General features: G+C 70.8%; 11 protein-coding genes. 5 read left to right on the top strand and 6 right to left on the bottom strand.

The genetic code is table 11. The features are described from left to right. Nucleotides 1–41: 41 nt before the first annotated feature. From mctP to AC5WAM_RS14365, 5 genes are all read right to left on the bottom strand, one after another. On the bottom strand, nt 42–1661 hold the full coding sequence (gene mctP / locus AC5WAM_RS14385) for a monocarboxylate uptake permease MctP (protein ID WP_366790318.1): 1620 nt from the start codon (nt 1659–1661) through the stop codon (nt 42–44). Beyond that, entirely contained in the window at nt 1658–1945 is a 288-nt protein-coding gene (locus AC5WAM_RS14380; RefSeq protein WP_495522812.1) for a DUF3311 domain-containing protein, read from the bottom strand. Before AC5WAM_RS14380 ends, mctP begins: the two co-directional genes overlap by 4 nt. Before the next feature lie 120 nt (nt 1946–2065). Further along, nucleotides 2066–2266: a CstA-like transporter-associated (seleno)protein gene (locus AC5WAM_RS14375; protein ID WP_495522811.1), complete on the bottom strand. Its 201-nt coding sequence runs from the start codon at nt 2264–2266 to the stop codon at nt 2066–2068. After that, a complete protein-coding gene (locus tag AC5WAM_RS14370) occupies nt 2263–4404 on the bottom strand; it encodes a carbon starvation CstA family protein (protein WP_495522810.1) in 2142 nt (713 codons plus the stop codon). Before AC5WAM_RS14370 ends, AC5WAM_RS14375 begins: the two co-directional genes overlap by 4 nt. Before the next feature lie 220 nt (nt 4405–4624). Beyond that, complete coding sequence (locus AC5WAM_RS14365) at nt 4625–5458, bottom strand: GntR family transcriptional regulator (protein ID WP_216677471.1); 834 nt, start codon at nt 5456–5458, stop codon at nt 4625–4627. Between the two features lie 342 nt (nt 5459–5800). On the opposite strand from AC5WAM_RS14365, the gene AC5WAM_RS14360 reads away from it, so the two are divergent. The 4 genes from AC5WAM_RS14360 to AC5WAM_RS14345 all read left to right on the top strand — a co-directional run bounded on the left by AC5WAM_RS14360 (nt 5801) and on the right by AC5WAM_RS14345 (nt 10492). After that, complete coding sequence (locus AC5WAM_RS14360; protein WP_366790314.1) at nt 5801–7075, top strand: extracellular solute-binding protein; 1275 nt, start codon at nt 5801–5803, stop codon at nt 7073–7075. Nucleotides 7076–7181: 106 nt separating this feature from the next. Further along, nucleotides 7182–8162, top strand: coding sequence for a carbohydrate ABC transporter permease (locus AC5WAM_RS14355; protein WP_138961712.1), 981 nt, complete (start codon nt 7182–7184; stop codon nt 8160–8162). Next, a complete protein-coding gene (locus AC5WAM_RS14350) occupies nt 8159–8989 on the top strand; it encodes a carbohydrate ABC transporter permease (protein WP_138961713.1) in 831 nt (276 codons plus the stop codon). Before AC5WAM_RS14355 ends, AC5WAM_RS14350 begins: the two co-directional genes overlap by 4 nt. Nucleotides 8990–8998: 9 nt before the next feature. Further along, complete coding sequence (locus AC5WAM_RS14345; RefSeq protein ID WP_366790313.1) at nt 8999–10492, top strand: glycoside hydrolase family 3 protein; 1494 nt, start codon at nt 8999–9001, stop codon at nt 10490–10492. A gap of 177 nt (nt 10493–10669) precedes the next feature. Here AC5WAM_RS14345 and nagB read toward each other — a convergent pair whose 3' ends face one another. Next, a complete protein-coding gene (nagB, locus tag AC5WAM_RS14340; protein ID WP_138961717.1) occupies nt 10670–11455 on the bottom strand; it encodes a glucosamine-6-phosphate deaminase in 786 nt (261 codons plus the stop codon). A gap of 1016 nt (nt 11456–12471) precedes the next feature. Here nagB and AC5WAM_RS14335 point away from each other — a divergent pair. Then, a complete protein-coding gene (locus AC5WAM_RS14335) occupies nt 12472–13542 on the top strand; it encodes an SIS domain-containing protein (RefSeq protein ID WP_495522809.1) in 1071 nt (356 codons plus the stop codon). Nucleotides 13543–13603: the final 61 nt, after the last annotated feature.

Here is a 13603-nt window from a genome sequence, read left to right as displayed (position 1 = left end):
GCCGTGCCCCGCCCGGCCCTGTGGGTCCGTAGCGCCTCGGCTCAGTGGCCCGCCCCCACCTTGGGCAGCTCGACGGCCACGCCCTGGTCGCCGGCGTCCGCCGTGTAGTCCTCGGGGGAGGTCTCGTCGACGCCGTCGGGGGCCTTGATCGCCTTCAGGACGAAGGTGAGGACGACCGTCACGACCACGTTCAGGACGAACGCCGTCAGGCCGATGTAGCCGATCTCGCCGATGCCGGGGATCTCCTTGGAGGACCCGCCGAAGTGCGCTTGCGTCGGCGAGGCGACGCCGTAGGCGGCCACCGTGCCGTAGACCATGCCGGCCGCCCACCCGGCGAGCAGCGCCCACCGGTGGAACCACCGCGTGAACAGGCCGCCGACGAGTGCGGGCATGGTCTGCAGGATCCAGATGCCGCCCAGGAGCTGGAAGTTGATGGCGACGGTCTTGTCCATGGTGAGCACGAAGGCGAGGGCGCCCACCTTCACCAGGAGCGAGACCAGCTTGGAGACCTTGGTCTCCTGCTCGGGCGTCGCGTCGGGCTTGAGGAAGTCCTTGTAGATGTTGCGGGTGAAGAGGTTCGCGGCCGCGATGGACATGATGGCGGCGGGCACGAGCGCGCCGATGCCGATGGCCGCGAAGGCCACGCCGGTGAACCAGTCGGGGAACATGTCCTCGAACAGCTGCGGGATCGCCAGCTGCCCGTTGTCGACCTTCACCCCGGCCGCGATCGCCATGAACCCGAGCAGCGCGAGCAGGCCCAGCATCAGCGAGTACAGCGGCAGGATGGTGGTGTTGCGGCGGATCACGTCCCGGCTGCGCGAGGACAGCGTCGCGGTGATCGAGTGCGGGTACATGAAGAGCGCGAGCGCCGAGCCGAGCGCCAGGGTCGCGTACGTCCAGGTCCCCGCGTCCCCGGGCACGAGCGCGCCGACGGGCTTGCCGGTCGCCTCGTTGGTCGCCGAGAACTTCTCGCTCGCCGCGTGGAAGACGTCGTCGAACCCGCCGAGTTTGATCGGGATGTAGATGATGGCCACCACGATCACGATGTAGATCAGGGTGTCCTTCACGAACGCGATCAGCGCCGGGGCCCTCAGGCCCGAGGAGTAGGTGTACGCGGCGAGCACGCCGAAGGCGATGAGCAGCGGCAGGTCCTTGACGAACCAGTTGGTGTCGTCGCCGCCGCCGACGCCCATCACGTCCAGGACGGCCTGGATGCCGACGAGTTGGAGCGCGATGTAGGGCATCGTCGCGAGGATGCCGGTGACGGCCACCGCGAGCGAGAGCCCCTTGGAGCCGAAGCGCCCGCGCACGAAGTCGGACGTGGTCACATAGCCGTGCTTGTGCGAGACCGACCAGAGCCGGGGCAGGAAGGTGAAGATCAGCGGATAGACGAGGATGGTGTACGGCACCGCGAAGAACCCGGCGGCGCCGGCCGCGTAGATCGCCGCGGGCACGGCCACGAAGGTGTACGCCGTGTAGAGGTCGCCGCCGAGCAGGAACCACGTCACCCAGGTGCCGAACGACCGGCCGCCGAGGCCCCATTCGTCGAGGCTGTCGCTCTCGGCCCGGCGCCAGCGGGCGGCGAGGAAGCCCATGACGGTGACCGCGAGGAAGAAGAAGATGAAGACGGCGAGCGCGACGCCGTTCACGCCGTCGTTCATGACCGCGCACCCCCCTGGCCGCGGGCGGCCCTGCGGGCGCGCTGCTCACGCTGCCACAGCTGATAGGCGATCATCGTGAGCGCGGTCGAGATCAGCACCCACAGCATCTGGTACCAGTAGAAGAACGGGATGCCGATGAAGGCCGGGTCGGCCTTCGCGTAGGAGCTCACCCAGAGCATGGCCACGAAGGGCGCCGCGAGACAGAGGGCGACGACCACACGGACCGGCGTGACCACCGGCTGTCTCACTTCAGGCGCAACCGGCACTTCAGGCACATCTGGCATACCGCGGCTCCGTTCGCTCACTTATCCCGTGTTTAACGTGCGGGAAATCTAAGCGACGGTCTTGGCCTACGGAACCCCTGTCCGTATAACGGACGGGCCACAGAGGGCTCGTCAGGGCGCTCAGCAGCAGCGGAAGCCCTGCCGCGGGTCCGACTCCTGGCGGTCCGTCCGCATGCGCTCGAACGCCCGCCGGGTCGGCACGGCCGCGGCCGGGTGCTCCTTGCGCACGTGCGCCACGTACCGCTCGTACGCGGACTCGTCCGTCAACTCCCGTACGTACCAGCGGATGGCGCGCAGCGCGCGGCGCAGCGGGCCGCTCACGACGAGCCCGCCTTGGTGCGCTCGTAGGCCGCCAGCTCCGCCTTCTCCTCCTGCGTGGCGACGAGCCCGGCGGGCGCGACGGTCCTCGACTCCACGAACGGCGCCTCGCTCAGGCGCGAGGACAGCGGATCGCGCACGTGCCGGACGCAGACGCGGGCCGCGTCCACGAGCACGATCACGACGAGGATCGCGAGGGCCGCCGAAAGGACGCCGTCCACCGTGGAGTTGGTGACGACGGTGTGCATGTCGTCCATGGTCTTGGCGGGCGGCAGGATCTTGCCGTCGTCGATGGCGTCCCGGTAGACCGAGCGCTGTTTGAAGAAGCCCACGCGCGGGTCGTCGGAGAACACCTTCTGCCAGCTCGCCGTGAGCGTCACCGTCGCGTCCCAGGCCAGCGGGACCCCGGTGATCCAGGCCCACTTGAGCCGTCCGGACTTCACCAGGAGCGTGGTGCACACGGCGAGGGCGACGGCGGCGAGCAGCTGGTTGGCGATGCCGAAGATCGGGAAGAGCTGGTTGATGCCGCCGAGCGGCTCGTGCACGCCGACCCAGAGGAAGTAGCCCCACAGGCCGGTCACGACCGCGCTGGTCAGGACCAGGCCCGGCTTCCAACTCACGTTCTTGAAGGGCTTGTGGACGTTGCCCAGCATGTCCTGGAGCATGAACCGGCCCACGCGCGTGCCCGCGTCGAGCGCGGTGAGGATGAACAGCGCCTCAAACATGATCGCGAAGTGGTACCAGAACGCCCGCAGCGAGTCCCCGGTGACCTTGGAGAAGATCTCCGATACGCCGATCGCGAGGGTCGGCGCGCCGCCCGTGCGCGAGAGCAGCGAGCTCTCCTCGACGTTCTTGGCGGCCTGCGCCAGGTCCTCGGGGGAGATGGTGTACCCGAAGTTCGCGACCGCCCGGGACGCCTCCTGGACGGTGTCGCCGACCACGCCCGCGGGCGCGTTCATCGCGAAGTACAGGCCCGGGTCGATGATGCTCGCCGCGACCAGGGCCATGACCGCCACGGACGACTCCATCAGCATGGAGCCGTAGCCGATCATCCGGACCTGGGTCTCCTTCTGGATCATCTTCGGCGTCGTACCGGAGGAGATCAGGGCGTGGAAGCCGGAGAGCGCGCCGCACGCGATTGTGATGAACACGAACGGGAAGAGCGAGCCCGCGAAGACCGGCCCGTCGCCGCGCGAGGCGAAGTCGGTGACCGGGTCCATCTTCAGCGTCGGCAGGGTGAGGACCACACCGAGCGCGAGCAGCACGATCGTGCCGATCTTCATGAACGTGGACAGGTAGTCGCGCGGCGCGAGCAGCATCCACACCGGCAGGATCGAGGCGATGAAGCCGTACGCGACCAGCCAGATGACCAGCGTCGAGGGGGCGAGCGTGAAGGCCTCCGCCCAGGAGGACTCCGCCACCCAGCGGCCCGCGACGAGCGCGAGCAGCAGCAGGCCGATGCCGATGAACGAGACCTCGCTGACCCGGCCCGGGCGCAGGATCCGCAGGTAGAAGCCCATGAACAGGGCGATCGGGATCGTCATCGCGATCGAGAAGGTGCCCCAGGGCGAATCGGCGAGCGCGTTCACGATCACGAGCGCGAGCACGCCAAGGAGGATGATCATGATGGCGAAGGTGGCGAGCAGCGCCGCGGCCCCGCCGAACGGGCCGATCTCGTCCCGCGCCATCTGGCCGAGCGACTTGCCGTCGCGGCGGGTGGAGAAGAACAGGACCACCATGTCCTGCACGGCCCCCGCGAAGATCACCCCCGCGATGATCCAGATGGTGCCGGGCAAGTACCCCATCTGGGCGGCGAGCACGGGCCCCACCAGGGGCCCCGCGCCCGCGATCGCCGCGAAGTGGTGGCCGAGCAGCACGCGCCGGTCGGTCGGGTGGAAGTCGATGCCGTTGTCGAGCCGCTCGGCGGGCGTGGCCCTGCGCTTGTCGACGCGCAGGACCTTGTGCGCGATGAACTTCGCGTAGAAGCGGTAGGCGATGGCGTACGAGCCGAGGGCGGCGGCCACCATCCAGGCGGCGGACACCTCCTCGTCCCGGGAGAGCGCGAGCACGGTCCAGCCCGCGGCGCCGACCAGCGCGACGAGGCTCCAGATGACGAGGGTCTTGGGGGTCGCTGTGCGCACGGGCCGTCCTCCCGGTCACGTGTCTGCGGTGACGGGAGGACGGTAGGGCAGGAAAGTGATCTGCGCCATGGGGCGGACAGGGTGAAACGCGGCGCGGCCGGGGTTCGGGGCGGAACGGGGCGTGGTGCCGCCGGAGCGCGGCCGGGCGTGGTGTCGCTGGGGCGCGGTGGGGCGCGGTGCCGCCGGAGCGCCGGGGCGCGGCGGCGGCACCGGGGCGGTCTCAGTCCTGCGGCCGCTTGAGCCGGGCCACGAACTTGTACCGGTCGCCCCGGTACACCGAGCGCACCCACTCCACCGGCTGCCCGCCGCCGTCCACGGAGTGCCGCGACAGCATCAGCATCGGCAGGCCCACGTCGGTGCCGAGCAGGCCCGCCTCGCGCGGGGTCGCCAGGGAGGTCTCGATGGTCTCCTCGGCCTCGGCGAGGTGCACGTCGTAGACCTCGGCGAGCGCCGTGTAGAGCGAGGTGTACTTCACCAGCGAGCGTCTGAGCGCCGGGAAGCGCTTGGCGGACAGGTGCGTGGTCTCGATGGCCATCGGCTCGCCGCTGGCGAGCCGCAGGCGCTCGATGCGCAGGACGCGCCCGCCGGCCGCGATGTCCAGGAGGCCGGCGAGGGTGTCGTCGGCGGTGATGTACCCGATGTCCAGGAGCTGGGAGGTCGGCTCCAGGCCCTGGGCCTTCATGTCCTCGGTGTACGAGGTGAGTTGGAGCGCCTGGGACACCTTCGGCTTGGCCACGAACGTGCCCTTGCCCTGGATGCGCTCCAGGCGGCCCTCGACGACCAGCTCCTGCAGGGCCTGGCGCACCGTCGTGCGCGAGGTGTCGAACTCGGCGGCGAGCGTGCGCTCGGGCGGCACCGGGGTGCCCGGCGGCAGGGTCTCGGTCATGTCCAGCAAGTGCCGCTTCAGGCGGTAGTACTTGGGTACGCGGGCCGGGCGCACGGACTTGCCGGGGCCGGAGCCGTCGCCTGCCACCGGTGCGGGGGCGGCCGTGCTCGCGGATGCCGTCGCCGAGGTGCCGACCTCGGACCGGGTGCTGCCCGCCTCTGTGCCCATGCTCCGCCTTCCCCGTTCCTGTGCTGTTCTCACCGGCTCCTGTGCTGCTGCCGTCACCGGCTCCTCCGTCTGTCGCGGCTCACATCGTGGCACGGTCCGGGCCAGGGGGGTCACCCCTGTTCGAGCGAAGCCGTGGGGGTGAGCCGTGGCGCTCAGGTGTCGGTCCGATAACGGAGCCGACTGCCCTTCTTATACACCCTTGACACCCCAAAAGGTCTAGGCCAAGCTCCCCCGTACTGGTCTACACCATTAAAGACCAGGTCCAGTCCCACGGGCAGTCTTTCGGTCCTCTTGGTCGCTGCGGGTGGGGGGTTGGCTGGGTGGCATCCAAAGGAGGATGACGTGAAGCGCAAGCTCATAGCGGCTATCGGTGTCGCGGGCATGTTGGTCTCGATCGCGGCCTGTGGCGGCGACAGCGACGACGACAAGAAGTCCGGGGCGGACGGCTTCAAGGGCGAGACGCTGACGCTCTGGGCCATGGACGGCTCGACGCCGGACACCTGGACCAAGGACGTCAAGGCGGCCTTCGAGAAGAAGACCGGCGCGAAGCTGAAGCTCGAGGTCCAGGACTGGAACGGCATCCAGCAGAAGCTGACCGCCGCCCTCTCCGAGGAGAACCCGCCGGACGTCTTCGAGATCGGCAACACCCAGACGGCCGCCTACGCCAAGTCCGGCGGCCTCGCCGACCTGAGCGACCTCAAGGAGTCGCTCGGCGCCGACTGGACCGATTCGATCAACAAGTCCACGGTCGTCGACGGCAAGCAGTACGCCGCCCCGTGGTTCGTCCTGAACCGCGTCGTGCTCTACAACAAGAAGGTCTGGGCCGACGCGGGCATCAAGAAGACGCCCAAGACCCGTGACGAGTTCTACGCCGACCTGAAGAAGATCGGCGACAAGACCGACGCGGAGCCGATCTACCTGCCGGGCCAGAACTGGTACCACTTCGTGGGCCTCGTCATCGGCGAGGGCGGCGAGCTGGTCAAGAAGGACGGCGACAAGTACGTCTCCAACCTGGCCGACCCGAAGGTCGTCAAGGCCGCGGAGACCTACAAGAAGTTCCAGGCCCTGTCCAAGGCGCCGAAGAACAAGGACGAGGCCACCCCGCAGCAGGCCGAGGTCTTCGCCAAGGGCAAGACCGGCGCCTTCATCGGCATGAGCTGGGAGGCCGCCACGGCCATCAAGGCCAACAAGAAGATCGAGAAGGACATCGGCTACTTCACGATCCCGGGCGCCACGGCCGCCAAGCCCGAGGGCGTCTTCCTCGGCGGCTCCAACCTCGCCGTCGCCGCCACCAGCAAGAAGCAGGAGCTCGCCAAGGAGTTCCTGAAGATCGCCCTGTCCGACAAGTTCGAGGGCGCGCTCGCCAAGGAAGGCGGCGTGATCCCGAACAAGCAGGCCCTGGAGTCCAACCTCAAGGGCAACCCGGCGGCCGAGGCCATGGCCCCGGCCGCCGCCGGCGGTGGCATCACCCCGCTGATCCCGGAGTGGGCCGCCGTGGAGAACGAGCCCAACCCGATCAAGAGCTACCTGACCGCGGTCATGAACGGCGAATCGCCCGCCGACGCCGCCAAGAAGGTCGAGGGCGAGTTCAACAAGCGCCTGTCGCAGAAGCAGTAAGGAAGCGCCCCGCCGGGGGCGGTGACACCAGGGTCGTGCCCGCGACCCCCACCTCGCCGCCCCCGGCGCATTCCTGTGTGACGTGCCGATGAGAGAGATGGCGAGCATGACCGTACAGACCGAACGGCCGCCCTCCGGCCCGCCGGAGGTAGTGAAGTCGGGCGGCGGGCGCAGCGGGGCCCCGCGCACGCCCCGGGCCAGGGCCGGGGCCCTCGCGCCCTATCTGCTGCTGCTTCCCGCGCTCGTGGCGACCCTGCTGTTCCTCGGCTGGCCGCTGGTGAACAACGGGATCCTGTCGTTCCAGAACCTCAACATGAGACAGGTCATCCTGCATCTCACCGAGTGGAACGGCATCGACAACTACAAGGAGGTCCTCAAGAGCGAGGACTTCTGGCGCGTCACCGGGCGGTCGATCGTCTTCACCGCCATCAACGTCGTCCTCATCATGGCGCTCGGCACCCTGATCGGACTGCTGCTCGCCAAGCTCGGCACCAAGATGCGACGGCTGCTCCTGTTCGGCCTCGTCCTCGCCTGGGCCATGCCCGTCGTCGCGGGCACCACGGTCTACCAGTGGCTGTTCGCCCAGCGCTTCGGCGTCGTCAACTGGGTGCTCGCCAAGATCGGCTTCAGCTCCATGGCCGACTACGACTGGTTCGGCGGACAGTACTCCACCTTCTTCGTGATCATCACGCTGATCGTGTGGATGTCGATCCCCTTCGTGGCGATCAACCTGTACGCCGCCACCACGACCATCCCCAAGGAGCTCTACGAGGCCGCCTCGCTCGACGGCGCGGGCGCCTGGAAGCAGTTCACCTCGGTGACCCTGCCGTTCCTGCGGCCCTTCCTCTACGCCACGACCTTCCTCGAGGTCATCTGGGTCTTCAAGGCCCTCGTCCAGGTCTACGCCATCAACAAGGGCGGTCCCGACCGGCTCACGGAGATCCTGCCCGTGTACGCGTACATCGAGGGCTCGGGCAACCAGCACTACGGCATGGGCTCCGCCATCGCCATGCTGACCATCATCATCATGCTCTTCCTGACCGCGTACCACCTGCGCATCGTGCTCAAGCAAGAGGAGGACGCGTGAAGCGCTCCTGGTTCGGCCGCACCTGGCCCAACGTCGTCGCCGTCGTCCTCTTCATCGGCCTGGTCTTCCCCGTCTACTGGATGTTCGCCACGGCCTTCAAGCCCACCGGCGACATCATCAGCGAGGACCCGGTCTGGATCCCCTTCGACTTCACCGTCGAGCACTTCAAGACGGCCGTCGACGCCGACCACTTCTGGCAGATGGTCAGGAACTCGGTGACCGTCACCGTCCTCGCGGTCGTCTTCTCCCTCGCCATCGCCCTGCTGTCGGCCTTCGCGCTCGCCCGCATGCGGTTCAAGGGCCGCCGGGGCTTCATCATCGGCTTCATGCTGGCCCAGATGGCGCCCTGGGAAGTCATGGTCATCTCGATCTACATGATCGTGCGCGACGCCGAGATGCTGAACAGCCTGGTGCCGCTGACGCTCTTCTACATGGTGATGATCCTGCCCTTCACGATCCTCACGCTGCGCGGCTTCGTCGCCGCCGTGCCCAAGGAGCTGGAGGAGTCGGCGATGGTCGACGGCTGCACCCGCATGCAGGCGTTCCGCCGCGTCATCCTGCCGCTGCTCGCCCCCGGCCTGATGTCCACCTCGCTCTTCGGCTTCATCACCGCCTGGAACGAGTTCCCCATCGCCCTCCTCGTCAACAAGGACCCGGAGTCGAAGACGCTCCCGACGTGGCTGTCGAGCTTCCAGACCGTCTACGGCGACGACTGGGGTGCCACCATGGCCGCGTCCTCGATCTTCGCCATCCCGATCCTGCTCCTCTTCGTCTTCCTCCAGCGGCGCGCCGTCGCCGGTCTGACCGACGGTGCCGTGAAGGGATAACGCACACTTATGAGCTCTACCGCATCCACGCCGGACGCCCTGACGCGTGACGCCCTCACCGTCCTCCAGCCCGGCTTCGGCGGCACCACCGCCCCCGACTGGCTGCTCCGCCACATCGGCGAGGGCCTGGCCGCCGTGGGCCTGTTCGGCCGCAACGTCGAGACGCCCGAGCAGGTGGCCGCGCTCACCGCGCAGCTGCGCGCCGAGCGCGAGGACCTCATCGTCGCCATCGACGAGGAGAGCGGTGACGTCACCCGCCTCGAGGTGCGCACCGGCTCGTCCTTCCCCGGCAACCACGCCCTCGGGGCGGTGGACGACACCGCGCTCACCCGTGGCGTCGCCGCCGAGCTGGGCCGTCGCCTCGCCGAGTGCGGCGTCACCTTCAACTGGGCGCCGTCCGCGGACGTCAACTCCGACCCGGACAACCCGGTCATCGGCGTGCGCTCCTTCGGCGCGGATCCCGACCTGGTGGCCCGGCACACCGCCGCGTACATCGAGGGCCTCCAGTCCTCCGGCGTCGCCGCCTGCGCCAAGCACTTCCCGGGCCACGGCGACACCGCCGTCGACTCGCACCACGCCGTGCCGCACATCGGCGTCGACGCGGACGTCCTGGGCGCCCGCGAGCTCGCCCCCTTCCGGGCCGCCATCGCCGCGGGCACGCAGGCCGTGATGAGCGCCCACATCAGCGTCCCGGCGCTCGACTCCGCGTACCCGGCGACGCTCTCCCGGCGCATCCTCACCGACCTGCTCCGCGGCGAGCTCGGCTTCGACGGCCTCATCGTCACCGACGGCATCGAGATGCAGGCCATCTCCTCGACGTACGGCATCGAACGCGGCACCGTCCTCGCCGTCGCCGCCGGCTGCGACGCCATCTGCGTCGGCGGCGGCCTCCACGACGAGCTGACCGTACGCCGTCTGCGCGACGCCCTCGTGGCGGCCGTGCGCGCGGGCGAGCTGCCCGAGGAGCGGCTCGCCGACGCGGCCGCCCGGGTCCGGGCGCTCGCGCACTGGACCTCGGTGTCGGGCGCGGCCGGGCGTTCGGGGGGCGTGCCCGACACCGAGATCGGCCTGCGCGCGGCCCGCCGCGCCCTGACGGTCACCCACAGCGAGACCTACGCGGGCCCGCTGACCAGCGCCCCCTACGTCGCCGCCTTCACGCCGGTGGCCAACATCGCGGTCGGCGACGAGACCCCGTGGGGCGTCGCCGCCGAACTCGGCCGCCGTCTGCCCGGCACCGAGACCGGCTCCTTCACCGGCGCCGACGCGGGCCGCGAGGCCCTGGCCGCCGCGGGGGACCGGCGCATCGTCGCCGTCGTCCGCGACGCCCACCGCCACCCCTGGATGACGGTCGCCGTGGACCACCTGCTCGCCGCCCGCCCCGACACCGTCGTGGTCGAGATGGGCGTCCCGCAGGCCAAGCCCACCGGCGCCCTGCACATCGCCACCCACGGCGCGGCCCGCGTCTGCGGCATCGCGGCAGCGGAGGCCATCACGGGCGCGTAGCCGCGGGCTCTACGCCGCCCCTGGTTCGTGGGCAGGCGTTCCGCAGGGCGGAACGGGTGGGCCCACACCACCCACGGCCCGCACCCGGTCCAGCGCCACGCACACACCGACGGCGCCGGGCCGCCCACCCCAGCGGGGGAGGCGGCCCGGCGCCGTCGGCATACCCGGACCGGAGGCCTAGAGCCCCTGCCACGCGGGCTTGTTGGCGTACGTGTGCCGGAAGTACTCCGCCAGCTTCAGCTTGGACGCCGCGGCCTCGTCCACCACGACCGTCGCGTGCGGGTGCAGCTGCAGCGCCGACGCGGGCACGAGGGACGCCACCGGCCCCTCGACCGTGGCTGCCACGGCGTCCGCCTTGCCCTCGCCCGTCGCGAGCAGCACCAGGTGCCGCGCCTCCAGGATCGTGCCGATGCCCTGCGTGATGACGTGGTGCGGGACCTGGTCGATGTCCCCGTCGAAGAACCGCGCGTTGTCCACGCGGGTCTGCTCGGTCAGGGTCTTGATCCGCGTCCGCGAGGCCAGCGACGAGCAGGGCTCGTTGAACCCGATGTGCCCGTCCGTGCCGATCCCGAGCAGCTGGAGGTCCACCCCGCCCGCCTCGGCGAGCGCGCGGTCGTACGCCTCGCAGGCACCCTGGACGTCCTCGGCGCTGCCGTCGGGACCCATGAAGGCCGACTCGCTCAGGCCGAGCGGCTCGACGACCTCCCGGAGCACCACCGAGCGGTACGACTCCGGGTGCCCGACCGGAAGCCCGACGTACTCGTCGAGCTGGCAGATCCGCGCCCGCGCCACGTCCACGGCACCGCCGCGGACCTTGGCGGCCAGGGCCTCGTAGATGGGCAGCGGGGTCGAGCCGGTGGCGACACCGAGCAGGGCGTCAGGCTTGCGGCGCACCAGGGCGGCCATGGCCTCCGCGATGAGCTCGCCGCCTGCCTTGGCGTCCGGGACGATGACAACTTCCACGCTGGGCCTGCCGATCTGGAGAAGGGGGACGGTGTGGTATAGACCAATCTAGCAGAGCTGCCCCCAGGGAGCGCAGCCCTCTCACCCATGCTTCCGGCTCCCCACCCACCACGCCCGGCGAACGGGGGCACGGCTTCGTAGGCACCCCCGGACGAGGCCGGCTCGCACCGGGCCGGACCGCAGCGGACCGGACCGGACGAAGCCTGCCCGGACCGGACGAAGCCTGCCCGGGCTGGGGGCAGCACACCCGAAGCCCGCCGGGGCCGGGGCGGCGGTCCTATGCCCCCCTCCGAGCCGAGGGCAGCGCACCCGAAGCCCGCCGGGGCCGGGGCGGCGGTCCTGTGCCCCGCCGAGCTGGGGGGCGGCGCGCCCCACCCACCGGAGTCGGGGAGACGGTCCTATGCCCCCCTCCGAGCCGAGGGCAGCGCACCCGAAGCCTGCCCGGGCCGGGGACGGCGCGCCCCGAGCCTGCCGGGGCCGCGGCGGCGGTCCCCTGCCCCCGCCGGGCTGAGCGCGACGAGTCGGCAGCCCGGCGGGCTGAGGGCGGCGGGCCTGAAGCCCACTTCCCGAGCCGAGGGCGCCGCGCTCCAGCTCGCCAGAGCCTCCGGGCCTCAGGGCAGCGCACCTGAAGCCACCGGAGCGCGGCGGGCAGCGCGCCCGGAGCCCCGCCCGGGCCCCGGAGGCAGCGCGCCCGGAGCTCTCCGAGGTCCGAGGGCAGCGTGCCCGGGAGCCGTCGGGACGGAGCCCCCCCCCGGGGCTGAGGGCGTCGCGCCCCAAGCCCACCGAGGCGGGCAGCGCCCCCGGAGCCCCGCCCCGGACGCCGGCGGAGCGCCCGGAGCTTTCTGGGGTCCGAGGGCAGCGTGCCCGGGAGCCGCCGAGCTGGAGCCCTCCCGGGGCTTGGGGCGTCGCGCCCCAAGCCAACCGAAGCCCGCCCAGGCCCGCCCGGCCCCAGGGCCCCGTACCTGAGCCCCCTGAACAAGGAGCGCTCCCGGCCGGGAGCGAGCAGAGTGGTACGCATGACCGTGACCCCCTCCTCCCCGTACAGCGAGCAGCCGGGCCGCATCATGTCCCGGGAGATGGCCGAGCAGCCCGACGTGCTGCGGCGCATCCTCGACGTCGGCGCTCCCCAGATCCGCCGGACCGCCGAAGAGGTCGCGGCGAAGCGCCCCCGCTTCGTGCTGCTCACCGCCCGCGGCACCTCCGACCACGCCGCGCTCTACGCCAAATACCTCCTCGAAGTGTGCCTCGGCCTGCCCTGCGGGCTGACCTCCATGTCCACCACCACGGCCTACAGCGCCAAGCCCGACCTCCGGGACGTCCTCGTCATCACCGTGAGCCAGTCGGGCGGCTCCCCGGACCTGGTGGCCTCCACCCAGGCCGCCCGCGAGGCCGGTGCCGTCACCCTCGCCGTCACCAACAACCCGGACTCGCCCCTCGCGGCCGTCTCCGAGCACCACATCGACATCCTCGCGGGCCCGGAGAAGGCCCTCCCGGCGACGAAGACCTATACGGCGTCCCTGCTCGCCCTGTACCTCTTCGTCGAGGGCCTGCGCGGGAGCGACGGCGCCCAGGCCGGTGCCCTGCCCGGCCTCGCCGCGGACCTCCTGGCGCGGCAGGAGGAGATCCGCGCCCTCGCCGCGCGCTACCGCTTCGCCGAACGCATGGTGATCACCTCTCGCGGCTACGGCTACCCCACTGCGAAGGAAGCCGCCCTGAAGCTGATGGAGACCAGCTACATCCCCGCCCTCGCCTACTCCGGTGCCGACCTCCTGCACGGCCCCCTCGCCATGGTCGACAACATCTCGCCCGTCATCGCGGTGGTGACCGACGGCAGGGGAGGGGAGGCGCTCCAGCCCGTCCTCGACCGGCTGCGCGGCCGCGGCGCCGACCTGGTGGTCATCGGCCCCAAGGCCCAGGTCGAGCAGGCGTCCGCCGGATTCGTGCTTCCGACGGAGGACGTGGCCGAGGAGCTTCAGCCGATCCTGGAGATCATCCCCCTGCAACTCCTCGCCTACGAGGTCACCATCGCCCGAGGCCAGGATCCCGACGCGCCCAGGGCGCTGGCGAAGGTGACGGAGACCCGCTGACCGACCAAGCCCCGCCGTGGCCGTGGCCGTGGCCGGAGCCGGAGCCGGAGCCCTGGCCGGA

The sequence above is a fragment of the Streptomyces sp. JLYT201 genome, assembly GCF_059448825.1.
Note: the sequence above shows the minus strand (reverse complement) of the source record. Positions and strands in the feature narration are given on the sequence as shown.